The following is a 17,475-nucleotide window of genomic DNA, read 5'->3' on the forward strand; positions in this document are numbered from 1 at the left end:
GGCAGCGCGGCAGCAACGAGAATGCCAACGGGTTGACACGCCAATACTTGCCACGACAGACCGATTTCAGCACCATCACCAATGCGCACCTGCGATGGATCGAGCAGCGGCTCTACAATCGTCCGCGCAAGATACTTGGATTCAAAACGCCCCTCGAAGTCTTCTCCGAGGAGGTCCTCAACAGCGTTGCGAATCAGAGTTGAATTCGCCGACCAATTCAGCATCGGCATGCGCAACATGGTGCCGTTGTGGGGCCAGGACTGGTCTACCGACGTGACCCTGAGCCGCATCGAGAGCCATGACGGTTTTGCGTTCGTGCGTGGTAACCGCCTGCCGGATGGGGCGTTCTTCCAGCCGGGCACCATCTCCGGGGCGCCGACCGACGGCCCGAACGGCTATAGCGCCATCGTGCTGGGCACCAACGGTGTAGAGACCGGCAACACCCAGCTCGCGTTGCAGGTGGAAAAGCCCTTCGACGAAGCATCTGGCTGGGGTCTGACCGTGGCCTACACCTATTCCGATGCGAAGGAAAACCGCCAGTTCGGCGAGCACTACGCACTGGACCGCGAACGCATCCAGGACTACGGCTGGCGTGAGGCTGGCGGCATTCCGAACAATCGCCTGGTGGTCACCGGCATCTACGAGCTGCCGTATGAGATCACCTTGTCCGGCAAGCTGTCGCTGGCCAGCCAGACCGCGCGCTACGGCCAGAATTGCCTTGCCGGCAACGACCAGTGCGAGATCATCCAGTTCAAGCCGGATGGCACGCTGGGCGACAAGGAATTCAGTATTGCCGCGAATAAGGAATGGGACACCGGCGGCGGTGTCAAATTCAATGTGCGTGCGGATATCCTCAACGTGTTCAACTGGGTGAATTACGCCACCTTCAATGGCGATACCGGAACATTGCAGGACTTGAACACGGCTTACGGTACTCCGACCGGTGTGCTGGCGTCGCCGATGCGCACCTTCCGTTTGGCCTTCGGCCTGAACTGGTGATGTGCTCGACCGCCCTGGCTGCATGTCAGGGCGGTCGAACTCGGTGCCTGGATAGGGTAGGTTTGCGTGCGAGATGTAATCGATTACACGAGTGGGGGGCGGATGGACAGGGGCAACACGTCGCGATGGTTGACGATTCCACTCTTGCTGGGCGCGTTGGTGCTGGCCTCGTGCAAGCAAGCCGAGGAACCCAAGGTGGCCGAAAAGAAGGCGCCGGTAAAAGTCATCCTGGTCGAGGCGCAACTGCCGCCCAAGCCGGTCAAGCCGCCGCTGCCGCCGCTGTTTTCGGACATCGAACGCCGCACGTTCCAGTTTTTCTGGGACACCGCCAACGAACTCAATGGACTGGCGCCGGATCGGTTTCCGTCGCGGCCATTCGCCAGCATTGCGTCGGTGGGATTTGCGCTCACCGCGTATCCGATCGGCATTGAAAACGGATGGATCAGTCGCAATCAGGCGATCGACCGCACCCTGACCACGCTGAAATTCTTCCGCGATGCGCCGATGGGGCCGCAGAAGACCGGTCGGGCCGGCTACAAAGGCTTCTACTACCATTTTCTGGACATGCAGCAGGGCAACCGCTACGACAGTTGGGTTGAACTGTCGAGCGTGGACACCGCACTGCTGATGATGGGCGTGCTGTTCACCCAGTCGTATTACGACGGTGAGGACCCGCGCGAAAAAGAGATACGCCAGATCGCCGACACGCTTTACAAGCGCGTGGACTGGCGCTGGCTGCAACCGCGCGCGCCGCTGATCTCGATGGGCTGGTTCCCCGAAAGCGGCTTCATCAACCACGATTGGATGGGCTACAACGAGGCGATGATGCTGTATATCCTCGCGCTGGGCTCGCCGACGCATGGCGTCGACCCGGACGCTTGGACCAGCTGGACCCGCACCTACAACAACGACTGGGGCGTGTATCAGGGCCAGGAATACCTCTCGTTCGGCCCGTTGTTCGGCCACCAGTACAGTCATGTCTGGATCGACTTCCGCGATATCCAGGACCAATACATGCGCGAACGCGGCATCGACTACTTCCTCAATAGCCGCCGCGCCACGTTGGCCCAGCGCGATTACGCCATCGACAACCCAATGAAATGGAAGGACTACAGCGAAAACGTCTGGGGCCTCACCGCCAGCGACGGCCCGCAGAACACCAGCCAGCAATACCGGGGCGAGCAGCGCCAGTTCCGCCATTACTCCTCACGCGGCGCCGGCCTGCGCGAGAATTTCGACGACGGCACCATCGTGCCGTCGGCGGCCATCTCCTCGATCGTGTTCGCCCCGGAAGTGGTGATCTCGGCCACCGAGGAAATGCACAAGCGCTATGGCGACTTCCTGTATTCCAGCTACGGCTTCCTGGATTCGTTCAACCCCAGCTTCAACTACGACATCCCGCTCAAGACCGGGCGCATGGTGCCGGATCGTGGCTGGGTAGCCAGCGACTACATCGCCATCGACCAGGGCCCGATCCTGGCGATGATCGCCAACTACCAGAACGAATTCGTCTGGAACGTCATGAAGAAGAACCCTTACATCCGCGCCGGTCTGGAACGCGCCGGCTTCACCGGCGGCTGGCTCACCCCGGAAGGCGAGCCGCAGCCGGCGCCGCAGAAGGACGAGCAGAAGGCGGCCGCGCGCGCGCTGGGCATGGCCGAGTCGCGTGCCGCCGCCGCCCAGGTCCAGCAAGACCCCACGCAACGCCAAAAACCCGAGTAATCCGTGCGCCTTTTGAAACTGTTGATATTGGCCGCCGCCCTGTGCGCAGGTGTGGCGGGATGCGAACGCGCCGATCCGGGCAAGACCACGGTGCGTTTCTGGGCGATGGGCAAGGAGGCCGAAGTGGTCGCCGAGCTGGTGGCCGACTTCGAAAAGCACAACCCCACGATCCACGTGGATGTGCAGAACATCCCGATGACCGCGGCGCACGAAAAACTGCTCACCGCCTTCGCCGCCGATGGCCTGCCGGATGTGTGCCAACTCGGTAACACCTGGTTGCCGGAGTTCGCGCTGCTGGACACGCTGGAGCCGATGCAGCCCTACGTGGCGCGCTCCAGGATCGTCGACCCAGCCGATTATTTCCCCGGCGTGTGGGACACCAATTTGGTCGATGGCACGTTGTACGGCGTGCCGTGGTATGTGGACACGCGCCTGCTGTTCTATCGCAAGGATCTGCTACGCGAGGCCGGCTACCGCGAAATGCCCAAGACCTGGGCCGAGATGGAGCAGGTGATGGCGGCGATCAAGCGCAAGGTCGGCCCCGACCGCTTCGCCATCCTGATGCCGCTCAACGAATTCGAGCAGCAACTGTCGTTCGCGCTGCAGCAGGACGACCGCCTGCTGCGCGACCACGACAACTACGGCAACTTCCGTGGTGCCGGCTTCCGCAAGGCGCTGGGCTTCTACGACAACATGTATCAAAAAGGCTGGGCACCGAAGGTCTCCGAGACCCAGGTGTCCAACGTCTGGTACGAATTCTTCAACGGCTATTACGCGTTCTATCTGTCCGGGCCGTGGAACGTGCGCGAATTCAAGCTGCGCCAGCCACAGGGCATGGAAGGCCAGTGGGGCACCGCGCCGTTGCCGGGCCCCAATGGCCTGGGTGCCGGCATTGCCGGCGGCTCCAGCCTGGTGATCTTCAAGTCCTCGCAACACAAGCAGGCCAGCTGGAAGCTGATCGAATACCTGTCGCAGCCGCAGGTGCAGGCGCGTTTCCACGCCATCATCGGCGACCTGCCGCCGCGTCGCAGTCCCTGGAAGTTGCCTTCGCTGGCCAACGACGAATTGGCGCATGCCTTCGGCGACCAGCTGGAGCGGGTCAAGGCCACGCCCAAGGTGCTGGAGTGGGAGCGCATCGTGCAGGAAATGCGTCTGGTGACCGAGCGTGTGGTACGTGGTGGCCAATCGCACGAAGCCGCCGTGCAGGAACTGGATAAACGCGTGGACGAGATCCTGGCCAAGCGCCGCTGGATCTTCGCGCAGGAGGGTGGGCATGTGGGCCCGGCCGGTGAGACGGCTACGCAGGCTGTAACGCCGGCTGCTGCGGACACCACCGCGCCAGCTGCCGCAGCGCACCAGGGAGTCGCACGATGATGAAGCGTAATTCCGTTGCCGGCTGGGTGTTCGCCGCGCCGTCGATCCTGGTGCTGGGCATGTTCTTCGGCGTGCCGGTGTTCGCCGCGCTGGTGCTCAGCGTCACCGACTTCGACCTGTATGCGCTCGCCGACAGCAGCCATCTGCGTTTCGTCGGCCTGGGCAACTACATCGACCTGCTGCAGACGCCGCTGTTCTGGAAGTCGCTGTGGAACACCACCTACTTCGTGCTGCTGGGCGTGCCGATGTCGATCGGCGTGTCGCTCGGTGCGGCCCTGCTGCTCAACGCCAAGGCCTCGCGTTTCAAGGCGTTGTTCCGCACTGCCTTGTTCGCACCGGTGGTCACCACCCTGGTGGCGGTGGCGGTGATCTGGCGCTACCTGTTCCATATCAAATACGGCCTGGTCAACTTCGGCCTGAGCCACCTGGGCATCGCCCCGATCGACTGGCTGGGCGACCCGCGCTGGGCGATGCCCACCATCATGCTGTTCGCGGTGTGGAAGAACTTCGGCTACAACATGGTGATCTTCCTGGCCGGCCTGCAGGCGATCCCGCAGGATTTGTACGAGGCCGCGCGCATCGACGGCGCTTCGCGTTGGAAGCAGTTCCTGCACATCACCTTGCCGATGCTCGGCCCGGTGCTGATGGTGGTCGGGGTCATCACCATTTCCGGCTATTTCCAGCTGTTTGCCGAACCCTACGTGATGACCCGCGGCGACCCGCTGCAAAGCACCGTCAGCGTGCTGTATTTCATGTTCGAAGAAGGCTTCAAGTGGTGGAACCTCGGCCGCGCGTCGGCGGTGGCGTTCCTGTTGTTCCTGATTATCCTGGCGGTGACAACCGTGATGCTGCGCTTTGGCCGCAAGAAGGACCTGATATGAGCCGTGATGTTGGCCAATCGCGCTGGAATGCCGTGCTTATCAACGGCGGCCTGCTGGTGCTGGCGGTGATCAGCCTGGCGCCGTTGCTGTGGATGCTGTCGGTGTCGTTCATGCCCACCGGCGAGGCCAGCCGGTTTCCGCCACCGATGCTGCCATCGGCATTCACTCTGGCCAACTACCACGAGCTGTTTGCACGCACCGGCATGGCGCGCAACTTCGCCAACAGCCTGTTGGTCTCCGGGCTGATCACGCTCGGGTCGTTGCTGGTCAACACCATGGCCGGTTATGCGTTCGCCAAGCTGCAGTTCGTCGGCCGCGAGCGCATCTTCAAGATCCTGATGGCGGCATTGGTGATTCCGGCGCAGGTGGCGATGCTGCCGCTGTTCCTGCTGATGAAGCAGTTGCACCTGGTCAACAACATCGGCGGGGTGGTTGTGCCGGCGTTGGCCACGGTGTTCGGCATCTTCCTGGTGCGTCAGTACGCGCGCAGCATTCCCGATGAATTGATCGAAGCCGCGCGTGTCGATGGCGCCAGCGAGATGCGGATCTTTTTCCAGATCGTGTTGCCGATGCTCAAGCCGGTGCTGGTGACCTTGACCATCTTCACCTTCATGGGCTCGTGGAACGATTTCATGTGGCCGCTGATCGTGCTGACCGACCAGGAGCAATACACCTTGCCGGTGGCGCTGGCGGCGCTGTCGCGCGAGCACATCATGGACGTGGAATTGATGATGGCCGGTGCCGTGGTGACGGTGATTCCGGTGCTGCTATTGTTCCTGGCGCTGCAGCGTTACTACATCCAAGGTCTTCTGCTGGGGAGTGTGAAGGGGTGAGGCACCTGTTCCTGCGACTGTTTGCCATGACCGCCATTGCCGCCGCGGGCGCGGCGCAGGCGCAGGAGCGCGTGCTCGACGGCTTCAACGACATCGGCGCCTGGCGCCTGGTGGTGTCCAATCAGGTCAGCGGTTCGCTGCGCCCGGTGGCCACTCCCTCCGGCGGGCATGCGCTGTGTCTGGATTACAACTTCAACGGCGTGTCCGGCTATGTCGGCATCCGCCGCAAATTGCCCATCGAGTACCCGGACAATTACCGGCTTGGTCTTGTGTTGCGCGGCGACTCGCCGTCCAACGATCTGCAGCTCAAGCTGATCGATGCCAGCGGCGATAACGTGTGGTGGGTCAACCGGCCGGGTTTTGCCTTCCCAAAGAACTGGACCACGGTCAGCGACCGCAAGCGCAATATCGAAAAAGCCTGGGGACCGGGCCAGGACAAGCAACTGCGCCGCAGCGCAGATGTGGAATTCACCATCTACAACAAGGTCGGCGGTAAGGGCACAGTGTGCTTGGACCGCCTGACGCTCACGCCGCTGCCGCCGGAAGACACCTCGCCGCTGCAGGCCAAGGCCATTACCGACACCGCGCCTGCGCTGGAACAGCGCCTGGCCGACGGCAAGCCGGACACGTTCTGGCTCAGCGGCGCGGTCAAGCAGCAGACGGTCACGTTGGATCTGGGCAAGGTGCGCGAATTCGGCGGCGCCATCGTGCAGTGGGTGCCGGGTCTGCAGGCTTCGCAATACGTGGTGCGCTCTTCCAGCGACGGACGTAGCTGGCGCGATCTGCGCACCGTGACTGCCGGCGCCGGCGGCACCGATTGGCTGGCGCTCCCCGATACCGAAGCGCGCTATCTGCGTTTCGATCTCAAGGACGGCCCCAACTGGCGCTACGGCATCAAGGAAGTGCAGTTGCAGCCGCTGGCATTCGCCGCAACGCCGAATGACTTCATCAAGTCGCTGGCTGCACAACTGCCGCGTGGCAGTTATCCGCGCGGCTTCTCCGGCGAGCAGCCGTACTGGACCATCCTGGGTCTGGACGGTGGTACCGAACAGGGCTTGATCGGCGAAGACGGTGCGGTGGAGGTGGGCAAGGGCGGTTTCAGCATCGAGCCGTTCGTGGTCACCGGCGGCAAGGTGCTGCACTGGTCCGATGTCAGCAGCGAGCAGAGCCTGCAGGACGACTATCTGCCGATTCCCAGTGTCGATTGGCACCACGACCTGATGAATCTGCGCGTCACCGCGTTCGTGCAGGGCACCCCCGATCAGGCGCAACTGGTCGCGCGTTACCAACTGCACAACACCGGCAAGGAGGCGCGCGATTTCACCCTGGCGCTGGCCGTGCGCCCGTTCCAGGTCAATCCGCCGGCGCAGTTCCTCAACACCCTGGGGGGCGTCAGCCGGATCGACCAACTCGCCGTAGATGGCGGCCAGGTCAGCGTCAATGGCAAGCCGCGGGTGTTCGCTGCACAGCGACCGGATGCCGGCTTCGCCAGTGCTTTCGACAGCGGCATGGATGTCAGCCATCTCACTGCGGCCACGCCGCCGACGGTCACCCAGGTCAAGGACGAAACCGGCCTGGCCTCGGGGGTGTTGCTGTATCGCTGGAAGCTGGAGCCCGGACAACGCCGTGAGGTGGCGCTGGTCATTCCGCAAACCGGTGTCGCGCAGCTGCCGGCTGGCTTCGATGCCGACAAAGCGCAGCAGCAGGTCGCCCAGCAATGGCGCGGCAAACTTGATCGCGTGCGCATCAGCGTGCCCGCCGAGGGCAAGCCGGTGGTCGACACCTTGCGCACGGCGCTGGCGCACATGCTGATTTCACGCATCGGCCCGCGCTTGCAGCCGGGCACGCGCTCGTATTCGCGTAGCTGGATCCGCGACGGCGCAATGATTTCCGAAGGCTTGCTGCGGCTTGGCCGCGAAGACGTGGTGCGCGACTACGTGGATTGGTTCGCGCCATATCAATTTGCCGATGGCATGGTGCCGTGCTGTGTGGACGACCGCGGCAGCGACCCGGTGCCGGAGAACGACAGTCACGGTGAGCTGATCTACAACATCGCCGAGTACTACCGCTACACCGGTGACAAGGCATTCCTGGAACAGATGTGGCCGCATGTCAGCGGTGCCTACGACTACATGGACAAGCTGCGCCTCAGCGAACGCACCGAAGACAACTTCATGCGTAACCCGGCCTTCTACGGAATGATGCCGGTGTCGATCAGCCACGAAGGCTATTCGGCCAAGCCGGTGCATTCGTACTGGGACAACTTCTGGGCGCTGCGCGGTTATAAGGACGCGGTGATGCTGGCCGGCGCGCTGGACAAGCCCGACGCCGTCGCACGGTTCAGCGCCGCACGCGATGAATTCCGTGGTGACCTGATTGCCTCGCTGGGTGCGACCGTGCGGCAGCACACCCTGGATTTCCTGCCGGGTTCGGCAGAACTAGGCGACTTCGATGCGACCTCGACCACGATTGCCTTGACGCCAGGCGGCGAGCAGCAACGTCTGCCGCAGGATCTGCTGACCAAGACCTTCGAGCGCTATTGGAAAGAGTTCTCCGACCGCCGCGATGGCAAGCGCGACTGGAAGGACTACACGCCCTACGAGTGGCGCAACGTGGCCGCATTCGTGCGCCTGGGTTGGCGCGACCGCGCCTGGGACGCCACCGCGTTCTTCTTCAATGATCGTGCGCCGCAACCCTGGAACCAGTGGGCCGAAGTGGTCTCGCGCACGCCGCGTACGCCGTTTTTCGTCGGCGACCTGCCGCATGCCTGGGTCGCCTCGGACTTCGTGCGCTCGGTACTGGACATGTTCGCCTACGGCCGCGAATCCGATGCCAGCCTGGTCATCGCTGCCGGCACGCCGACGCGGTGGTTCGAAGGCAAGGGCATTGGCATTGCCGAACTGCGTACACCATACGGGCGCCTCAACTACACCTTGCAGCGCACCGACAAGCAATTGGTGCTGCAGCTGCAGCCCGGGCTGATCCTGCCGCCGGGCGGCGTGGTGCTGCCGTGGCCATATCAAGGCACACCGGGCAAGGCCACGGTCAACGGCGAGTCGGCCGAGTGGCAGAACGGCGAACTGCGCATCCAGCAACTGCCCGCCAACGTGCAAATCGATGTGCCCAGCGCGGTGCGGCGGGCTGAGCGCGCCACGCAATGAGTCAGCCGCGGCGGCTGACCCGGGCAGCGCCAGCACGGTGACGTGCGGGATGGCCGGTCGCGTCGCTCGCGCTGCTGCCGTGCTCCACTGGCGTGCAGGCCGGGCAGCTGACTCAGGGCGTCAATCCTGCGCAAGCTGTGCAGCGCGGCAAGACCGATCGGCCCGCGCCAGCTGCCGCGTAGTTACCCAACGCAGCGGCGCGCGAGATGACCCTGTTCACGCTCTATCTGCACCACCACCGCGAAGACTGGCCGGGACGACGCGCTTACATCGCCAAAGAGCTCAAGCGACTGGCGCCGGATGTGATTGGGCTGCAGGAGGTCATCGAACGCCGCGGCAGCCTGGAAAATCAGGCGGCCTGGCTGGCGCGCAAGCTCGGCGATGACTGCACCTTCGCCTCGGTCGATCCGGTCGGCGCGCCCAAACGTGACGGCAATGCGTTGCGGATTCAGCGCCACTTTGCTCAACCGTGCAGGCGGTTGAAGATCTGCACGCCGGCCAGCCATACACCGGCCATGCTGCCGAAATTGGTCAGCAGAAATGTCAGCACCACGCGTGAGACGCGATTGCGGTACCAGCCACGCAGCGTCTGCGCATCGTCGCGCAGCGATAGGAAATCGCCATAGGCCGGCTTGCGCATGTGCACTTCGACCAGTGCCGCAAATGCACCTGTTGGCACGCTCAGGCGGAACGGCTTGAACGGCGCCACGACGGCAGCGGTGAGAATGCTTAACGGGTGGCTGCCGGCCAGCAAGCAGCCCAATGCAGCCATGCCGCCGGTGTACATCGCCCACTGCAGCAACAGATCGGCGCCCATGCTCAGGCCACCGCGCCAGAACCCGATGCCGATGCCGGTGATGATGACCGCCAGGATGCCCAGCGTGATCCACGGGATACGCTTGCGTTGCTGCACGTACTCCAGCGATTCGCGCAGCGGGCCGGGCGCGGCGGTGTCCTGTTCCAGATGGCGCGCAAGACCGGCCAGATGCCCGGCGCCGACCACTGCCAGGATCTCGCGCTGATCTGCGCCGACTTCTTCGCGCAGACGCGTGGCCATGTACTGATCGCGCTCGGCAATCACCGTCTCGTAGAGCTCCGGACTTTCGCTGGCGAAATCGCCGAAGCTCGCTTCCAGCATGTCGCCTTGCTTGAGCTTTTCGATTTCCTCTTCGCCCACTTCATCGGCAGCGAACAGGCCGCCGAGCAATCCGCCGGCCAGTTTCATCTTGCCGAAGAATCCCAGGCGCCCGGACGCACGCTTGAAGGTCAGGCCAACCTCGCGATCGATCAGATGCACCGGCAAGCCCTGCGCACGTGCCAGGTTCACCGCCTCTTTCAGTTCTGCACCCGGATCGATGTCGAGTTGCTTGGCCAAGCGGCGTTGGTACGCGGCAAGCGCCAAATTCGCCGCGAACAAGGCCACACGGCCTTTGCGGATCACCTGCACCAGATCCAGGCGGGCGAGGGCGTCCGGGTCGCTGAGCGCCTGCAGGCGCTGCGCATCCAGTTCCACCGCCACCGCGTCGTAGCGCCCGCTGCCGATCGCGCGTTGCACGGCGGCCACGCTGGCCAGCGACACATGCGCGGTGCCGAGCAAGGTATATCGCACGCCATCGCGTTCGACGATGCGGTGCGGCTGGCCGGACAGCGCATCGTCCAGAACGTGGGTGGTCTGCTCAGTCATAGGGGGGGGCATCAGAAGGAGGGGCGGTGTCGCCGGAGCCGATCGCGCGTTGCATCTGCACGCCGTCCAACCAGCGACCGTGTTTGCGGCCGATTCCGGTGAATAGTCCGACCGTGCGAAATCCAAAACGTTCATGCAATTGCCGCGAGGCCAGATTGTCGGCATCGCCAATCACCGCAATCATCTGCAGGAACCCGCGCTGCTCGCACACCGCGATCAGCTCGCCGAGCAAGGATTTGCCGATGCCACGGCCCTGCATCGCGGTGGCTAAGTAGATCGAGTTTTCCACCGTCCAACGATAGCCTGCGCGCGCGCGAAATGCGCTGGCGTAAGCATAGCCTGCGACCACACCATCGAGCTCGGCAACCAGATAGGAGTAGCCTGCATCCACGATCGCACTGACCCGCGCGCGCATCTCATCGAGCGATGGTGCGCTGTATTCGTAGGTGTTGACCCCGGCGATCTGCTCCGCATAGATCGCGGTGATCGCCGGGATGTCCGCAGCGCGGACTGCACGCAGCTCGAGGGGCATGTGGTCAGTCAATGTAGCGCTTGAGCAGATCGCCATACGCATCGATGCGGCGGTCGCGCAGGAACGGCCAGATGCGGCGCACGTGCTCGCTGCGTTGCAGGTCCACATCGCAGATCAACACGGTGGGGTCCTGGCCGGCTTCGGCAATGAACTCGCCCTGCGGCCCCAGCACGTGGCTGTTGCCCCAGAACTGGATGCCCGACGCGCCCAGCGGCGAGGGCTCATGGCCGACACGGTTGCACGACAGTACCGGCACACCGTTGGCCACCGCATGGCCGCGATGGCTGAGCACCCAGGCATCGCGCTGGCGCTCCTGCTCGGGCTGCTGGTCGTCCGGATCCCAGCCGATTGCGGTGGGATAGAGCAGCAGTTCCGCACCGGCCAGCGCCATCAAACGTGCCGCTTCGGGGTACCACTGATCCCAGCACACCAGCACGCCCAGGCGACCGACCGAGGTATCGATCGGGGTGAAGCCCAGATCGCCCGGGGTGAAGTAGAACTTCTCGTAGAAGCCCGGGTCGTCGGGGATATGCATCTTGCGGTACTTGTCGAGCAGGCGGCCGTCTTTTTCGAACACCACCGCCGTGTTGTGATACAGCCCGGCCGCGCGACGTTCGAACAGCGAGGCGACCAGTACCACGCCGTGCTGCTTGGCCAGCGCGCCCAGGCGCTCCGTACTTGGTCCGGGAATCGGTTCGGCCAGGTCGAATTCATCCACCGACTCGTGCTGGCAGAAATACGCACCGTTATGCAGTTCCTGCAGCAGCACCAGCTTGGCGCCCTGCGCGGCGGCCTCGGCCACACGCGACGCGATGACGGCCAGATTGGCCTCGGCGTCGCCGTGGTTGCGCTCCTGGATCAGCGCGACGGAAAGGAGATGACGGGTCATGGCAGCATCCAACATAAGTAGCGCCCTAAGGTAGCGCGCCATGGCATAACACCGGCTGGCGGCTGGAACAGGAAACCACGCGCGGCGTGTGCGGCCGCGACGCAGGCACGATTTAGATCTGCTCCTGGAGCGGCTAACAAAACGTAGCGAGTAGTCGTCAGGTGGGCGTGGACAGCGCGCTCAGAGCCGCGGTGTATGAGTGGTACATGCCGTTCCGAACACTGACCGGGCCCGCCTGGCGGTGAGCGCAGTCGTTTTGTTAGCCGCTCTCAGCCGGCGAGCAGGCCGGCCGGCAATTGCATGGTCAGGCAATGCAGGCTGCCGTTCTGCCAGATCAGCGCGCGGCACGGCACCGGCACGATCTCGTGTTGCGGGAATGCCTGCGCCAGCACCGCCTGCGCGGTCGCATCAGCCGGATCGCCGTAGGCCGGCATCAGCACCGCGCCGTTGACGATCAGGAAATTGGCATACGACGCCACCAGCCGACGACCCTCGTCCAGGATGGGGTCTGCCCACGGCAGCACGAACAGACGATACGGCTGCCCGTCGGCGGTGCGCAGCGCAGCCAGTTCGGCGCCCATGGCCTGCAGCTCGGTGTAGTGCGAATCGTCGGCTGCATCGCAGCCTTGATAGACGATCGCATCCGGGCCGGCAAAGCGCGCCAGCGTATCGATATGCGCATCGGTATCGTCGCCTTCCAGGTAGCCGTGATCCAGCCACAGCACGCGCTCCTGTGCCAGCCATGTCGCCAGATCGCTGCTCAGCGATTCGCGCGTGCGCTGCGGGTGACGCTCATGCAGGCACTTCCAGGTGGTCAGCAATGTGCCGGCACCATCGGTCTCGATCGCACCGCCTTCCAGGGCGAAGTCGATGGTCCCTACCTGCGCCGGCACGAACACCTGCGCGGCATCCAGCGAGCTCACCAACTGATCGTCCAGGCTGGCGTCGAACTTGCCGCCCCAGCCGGTGAAGCGGAAATCCATCAAGCGGAAGCCGGTGCCCTGGCGCAGCGTGATCGGGCCGGAATCGCGCAGCCAGGTGTCGTTGTATGCGGCGATCACGAAACGCACGCGCGTCATGTCCACCCGCGCCGAGCGCAATCGCGCCTCGGCGTAGATCTGCAGGTCGTCGTCGGCCACGCAGATCACCACTGGCTCGAAGCGGGCGATCGCCGTGACCAGTGCGATATAGGTCTCTTCCACATCGGCCAGGCGCTCGGCCCAATCGGTACCGGCATGCGGCCACGCGAGCAACACGGCGGATTGAGGTTCCCACTCGGCGGGAAAACGAAGACGGTCGGTCATGCCAGGCAAATGCTCATCTTGGTGTGCGGGCCATCGCCCGCACGTTCATCGATATCCCACAGGCGAATGCGGGCTCTTGCGATCCAGGCGCGCATCGGTGCGCCTGGCCTTGTTACAGAATCGCAGCAACGCCCGTCCGGCTGCTGACGTGCGCAGCACACAGTGCGATGCCACCGTGACGGCTGGAGGGGCAGCAGACAGGCGCCAGCACCTCCATCCGCGCTGTCATCGACGCTTTACCGAATCGGCGGCTTCGGCCCAATCTCGTTGGCATCGGCCTTATTGGCTACCACGTCGATCACCTTGCTCTTCTCGAAGTACACGGTGAAGGCGGGATACACCCAGCGATTGATGGTTGGCCACTGGCGCTTCTGCCCACCGCGCGGGTCGAGCTTTTCCTGCGGCGCGCCGTAGCGGCCTTCGACCTGGCTCATGCTTTCGCCGCGCAAGGGCAGGGCAGCGGCAGGCTTCTGCTGTGCACGATCGACCAGCAGCGTATCGGCCGAAGCAACGGCACTGATCCCCATCAGTGCGATTGTCAGCACGATCGGCGGCATCACAAACAAACGGTTGCGCATGTCATCTACTCCCCAGTGGACAAGATTTCAGATGGTGATTACAGCAAAAAACCACGGTAGGCGCTGCGGCACGGTAGGCGCTGCGGTGATGCGGCTGGCCTGGTGGCACCGCGCTACCCGGGACGACGCGCCACGGCGTAGAGACGGCTATGCCGTGGCTGGGCCGGCGGGCGGCAGACGCATGGAGCACCAACCGGCGTGCAGCAGCGGCCAAGAAAAAACCGCCCGGAGGCGGCTTTCTCGGATCTTGCACGCGCCGCAAAGGGTTAGCGCTGACGCGCCTTGAAACGCGGGTTCGACTTGCAGATCACGAAGACCTTACCGCGGCGGCGGACCACCTTGCAGTCGCGGTGACGGGTCTTCGCAGACTTCAGGGAGGACAGGACTTTCATGGCACACCTCGACGTAAACGGTTGGATTCGATGGAAGAGTGCCCGCGATCAAGGGTGCACCCTGAATGAAGCCGGCAATTCTAACCGGCTTTTTGTCGTGCTTTCAAGTGGTTGCAGCGCGATCGCGTTGAGCGGCGCTACACTACCGCCTGATGATACCCCGGAAACCTGAATGACCGACCTGTCGCCCGTCCTCACCATCGATGGCCCCTCCGGTGCCGGCAAGGGCACCGTGAGCCGGATCGTGGCCGCCCGGCTTGGCTGGCACTACCTCGATTCGGGCGCACTGTATCGCGCTGTCGGTGTTGCGGCGAGCTGGGCCGACCTGGATGTCTCCGACCCGGCAGCACTGGTGCGCTGCACCTTCGACACCAAGGTGGAATTCGACGATGCGGGGGAGGCAGGGCTGCGAGTGCTGGTCAATGGCGCAGATGTGACCAGTGAGCTGCGCTTGGAAACTACCGGCGCGCTGGCCTCAGCGATTGCCGCCATTCCCGAGGTGCGCAGCGCCCTGAAAGAGCGCCAACGCGCATTCAGGCGGGCGCCCGGGCTGGTTGCCGACGGGCGCGACATGGGGACGGTGATCTTCCCGGATGCCGCCTTCAAGGTCTTTCTGACCGCCAGTGCCGAAGAACGTGCGGGCCGTCGCCATAAACAGTTGATGGAAAAGGGTGTTTCGGTTACCTTTGCCGACCTGCTGCGCGAGATCATGGCCCGTGATGCCCGTGATGCGCAACGGGTGGTGGCGCCATTACGGTCGGCCAAAGACGCCGTGCTGATCGATACCAGCGGAATCGGGGTCGAGGATGTCGTCCAGCGTGTGGTCGGGTTGCTCGCAGACCGCACGCCGTCGTAAGTGTTCCGCAAGCGGGCTTGTCCCGCCGACCGTAAGGCGTTCCAAAGCTCCGTCGCGCATCCTGCGCGACGGTTCTACTACTCCTAAACCGACTCGCTGTCCGGAGTCGACCAACAGGCTGGGCGGTTCGTATCTGTCGCACCCCGACGATCGGAGCCCGTGTGTTCAACTGAGTGAATTCAAATGACAGAATCTTTTGCAGAACTGTTCGAAGCCAGTCAAGCCAATCTGGCGAAGCTGAAGCCGGGCTCCATCGTCACCGGTACCGTCGTGGAAGTGCGCGGCGACGTGGTGGTGATCAACGCTGGCCTGAAGTCCGAAGGCATCGTGCCGATCGAGCAGTTCCGTAACGACGCTGGCGAGATCGATGTCGGCGTCGGCGACCAGGTCAAGGTCGCCCTCGATTCCATCGAGAACGGTTTCGGTGAGACCGTGCTGTCGCGCGAGAAAGCCAAGCGCGCAATGGTGTGGGACGAGCTGGAAGATGCGTTGGAAAATAACGAAACCATCACCGGCCGCATCAGCGGCAAGGTCAAGGGTGGTTTCACCGTGGACATCAAGGATGTCCGCGCGTTCCTGCCTGGTTCGCTGGTGGATGTGCGCCCGGTGCGCGACCCGGCCTACCTGGAAGGCAAGGAACTCGAGTTCAAGCTGATCAAGCTGGACCGCAAGCGCAATAACGTGGTGGTTTCGCGTCGTGCAGTGGTCGAAAGCGAGCACTCGGAAGAGCGCGAGCAGCTGATGGACAAGCTGCAGGAAGGCGCGATCCTGAAGGGTGTCGTCAAGAACCTGACCGACTACGGCGCATTCGTGGACCTGGGCGGTATCGACGGCCTGCTGCACATCACCGACATGGCCTGGAAGCGCGTGCGCCATCCGTCCGAAGTCGTCAACGTCGGCGACGAGCTGGACGTGCGCGTGCTGAAGTTCGATCGCGAGCGTAACCGCGTCAGCCTCGGCCTGAAGCAGCTGGGCGAAGATCCGTGGGACAACATCGCCCGTCGTTACCCGGCCAACAGCCGCGTGTTCGGCAAGGTTTCCAACGTCACCGATTACGGCGCATTCGTCGAGATCGAGCCGGGCGTCGAAGGTCTGGTGCACGTCTCCGAGATGGATTGGACCAACAAGAACGTCAACCCGTCCAAGGTTGTGCAGGTGGGTGACGAAGTCGAAGTGATGGTGCTGGACGTCGATGAAGAGCGTCGCCGCATCTCGCTGGGCATGAAGCAGGTTGCCGCCAATCCGTGGGAAACCTTCGCTGCGACCCACAAGAAGAACGACAAGGTGTCCGGTCAGATCAAGTCGATCACCGACTTCGGCATCTTCATCGGTCTGGACGGCGGCATCGACGGTCTGGTGCACCTGTCCGACATCAGCTGGAACACCACCGGTGAAGATGTCGTGCGCAACTACAAGAAGGGCGACACGCTGGAAGCCGTCGTGCTGGCAGTGGACCCGGAACGTGAGCGCATCAGCCTGGGCGTCAAGCAGCTGGAGCAGGACCCGTTCGGTCAGTACATGGCGTCCAACCCGAAGGGTTCGAAAGTCGAAGGCGTGGTGCGTGAGGTGGATGCCAAGGGCGCCACGATCGACCTGGCCGATGGCATCGAAGGCTACGTCGCTTCACGCGACATCGCCAACGAGCGCGTCGACGATGCGACCCAGCACCTGAAGGTCGGCGACAAGATCGAAGCCAAGTTCGTGGGCATGGACCGCAAGGGCCGTACCCTGCAGCTGTCGATCAAGGCCAAGGACGATGCCGAAATGCGCGAAACGCTGGAGGACTACCAGTCTGCTTCCGCGTCAGGCGGCATGACTCAGCTGGGCGCGCTGCTGCGTGCACAGTTGAACAGCAACAAGTCCGAGTAAGCGCGTAGCGCTCGCAAGCGCGTGATGGATCGGCCCGGGCTTGCCCGGGCCGATTCCGATGTGTCAGTCGAAAAAAGCAAGTCTTCCCATGACCAAGTCCGAATTGATTGAAATCCTGGCGCGACGCCAAGCGCATCTGAAGTCGGACGACGTAGATCTGGCAGTCAAGTCGCTGCTAGAAATGATGGGGCAGGCGCTCTCCGATGGTGATCGGATCGAAATTCGCGGGTTCGGCAGTTTTTCGCTGCATTACCGTCCGCCACGTCTAGGGCGTAATCCCAAGACCGGCGAATCGGTCGCATTGCCGGGCAAGCATGTTCCCCACTTCAAGCCGGGCAAGGAATTGCGTGAGCGCGTCAGCTCCGTGGTGCCTGTCGATATGTCCGATACGACGGACTGAA

At 63.4% G+C, this 17,475-nt stretch carries 14 protein-coding genes, 1 other RNA gene and 3 pseudogenes; 11 read left to right on the forward strand and 7 right to left on the reverse strand.

The genetic code is table 11. From position 1 onward, the window contains the following. From WJW29_RS06870 to WJW29_RS06905, 8 genes and pseudogenes are all read left to right on the forward strand, one after another. A pseudogene (locus tag WJW29_RS06870) lies at positions 1-203 on the forward strand (IS30 family transposase); the annotation flags it as partial. A gap of 1 nt (position 204) precedes the next feature. Then, a pseudogene (locus tag WJW29_RS06875) lies at positions 205-999 on the forward strand (hypothetical protein); the annotation flags it as partial. Positions 1,000-1,101: 102 nt separating this feature from the next. Further along, complete coding sequence (locus WJW29_RS06880; RefSeq protein ID WP_011258867.1) at positions 1,102-2,721, forward strand: glucoamylase family protein; 1,620 nt, start codon at positions 1,102-1,104, stop codon at positions 2,719-2,721. Between the two features lie 3 nt (positions 2,722-2,724). Further along, entirely contained in the window at positions 2,725-4,095 is a 1,371-nt protein-coding gene (locus tag WJW29_RS06885; protein ID WP_011258868.1) for a sugar ABC transporter substrate-binding protein, read from the forward strand. Beyond that, complete coding sequence (locus WJW29_RS06890; protein WP_011258869.1) at positions 4,092-4,976, forward strand: sugar ABC transporter permease; 885 nt, start codon at positions 4,092-4,094, stop codon at positions 4,974-4,976. The genes WJW29_RS06885 and WJW29_RS06890 overlap by 4 nt, the downstream gene beginning before the upstream one ends. After that, complete coding sequence (locus WJW29_RS06895; RefSeq protein WP_011258870.1) at positions 4,973-5,809, forward strand: carbohydrate ABC transporter permease; 837 nt, start codon at positions 4,973-4,975, stop codon at positions 5,807-5,809. The genes WJW29_RS06890 and WJW29_RS06895 overlap by 4 nt, the downstream gene beginning before the upstream one ends. A 26-nt stretch (positions 5,810-5,835) precedes the next feature. After that, on the forward strand, positions 5,836-8,970 hold the full coding sequence (locus tag WJW29_RS06900; RefSeq protein ID WP_012445001.1) for a discoidin domain-containing protein: 3,135 nt from the start codon (positions 5,836-5,838) through the stop codon (positions 8,968-8,970). Between the two features lie 137 nt (positions 8,971-9,107). Then, positions 9,108-9,413, forward strand: a pseudogene (locus tag WJW29_RS06905) (endonuclease/exonuclease/phosphatase family protein); the annotation flags it as partial. A gap of 20 nt (positions 9,414-9,433) precedes the next feature. Here the strand turns inward: WJW29_RS06905 and WJW29_RS06910 are convergent. The 7 genes from WJW29_RS06910 to ykgO all read right to left on the reverse strand — a co-directional run bounded on the left by WJW29_RS06910 (position 9,434) and on the right by ykgO (position 14,349). After that, entirely contained in the window at positions 9,434-10,654 is a 1,221-nt protein-coding gene (locus tag WJW29_RS06910) for a TraB/GumN family protein (protein WP_011408444.1), read from the reverse strand. Next, positions 10,647-11,186 carry a GNAT family N-acetyltransferase gene (locus WJW29_RS06915; RefSeq protein ID WP_011258873.1) on the reverse strand — a complete coding sequence of 180 codons (540 nt, stop codon included), beginning with the start codon at positions 11,184-11,186 and terminating at the stop codon, positions 10,647-10,649. Before WJW29_RS06915 ends, WJW29_RS06910 begins: the two co-directional genes overlap by 8 nt. Before the next feature lie 4 nt (positions 11,187-11,190). Then, the gene (locus WJW29_RS06920; protein ID WP_011408445.1) at positions 11,191-12,075 is read right to left on the reverse strand and encodes a carbon-nitrogen hydrolase; all 885 of its coding nucleotides are present in this window, start codon (positions 12,073-12,075) and stop codon (positions 11,191-11,193) included. A 131-nt stretch (positions 12,076-12,206) separates the two neighbouring features. Continuing rightward, a non-coding RNA gene (locus tag WJW29_RS06925) (sX9 sRNA) lies at positions 12,207-12,283 on the reverse strand. Between the two features lie 61 nt (positions 12,284-12,344). Then, positions 12,345-13,379, reverse strand: a complete 1,035-nt coding sequence (locus tag WJW29_RS06930) for an agmatine deiminase family protein (protein WP_011408446.1) — start codon at positions 13,377-13,379, stop codon at positions 12,345-12,347. Positions 13,380-13,615: 236 nt separating this feature from the next. Continuing rightward, a complete protein-coding gene (locus WJW29_RS06935) occupies positions 13,616-13,957 on the reverse strand; it encodes a hypothetical protein (protein WP_011258876.1) in 342 nt (113 codons plus the stop codon). Between the two features lie 266 nt (positions 13,958-14,223). After that, positions 14,224-14,349, reverse strand: coding sequence for a type B 50S ribosomal protein L36 (gene ykgO / locus WJW29_RS06940; RefSeq protein WP_005913193.1), 126 nt, complete (start codon positions 14,347-14,349; stop codon positions 14,224-14,226). A gap of 172 nt (positions 14,350-14,521) precedes the next feature. On the opposite strand from ykgO, the gene cmk reads away from it, so the two are divergent. The 3 genes from cmk to WJW29_RS06955 all read left to right on the forward strand — a co-directional run bounded on the left by cmk (position 14,522) and on the right by WJW29_RS06955 (position 17,474). Continuing rightward, entirely contained in the window at positions 14,522-15,205 is a 684-nt protein-coding gene (cmk, locus tag WJW29_RS06945) for a (d)CMP kinase (RefSeq protein ID WP_011258877.1), read from the forward strand. Positions 15,206-15,388: 183 nt separating this feature from the next. Next, positions 15,389-17,074, forward strand: a complete 1,686-nt coding sequence (gene rpsA / locus WJW29_RS06950) for a 30S ribosomal protein S1 (protein WP_011258878.1) — start codon at positions 15,389-15,391, stop codon at positions 17,072-17,074. An 88-nt stretch (positions 17,075-17,162) separates the two neighbouring features. Further along, the gene (locus tag WJW29_RS06955) at positions 17,163-17,474 is read left to right on the forward strand and encodes an integration host factor subunit beta (protein ID WP_011408447.1); all 312 of its coding nucleotides are present in this window, start codon (positions 17,163-17,165) and stop codon (positions 17,472-17,474) included. Position 17,475 lies beyond the last annotated feature (1 nt).

Source organism: Xanthomonas sp. JL1, from assembly GCF_038405005.1.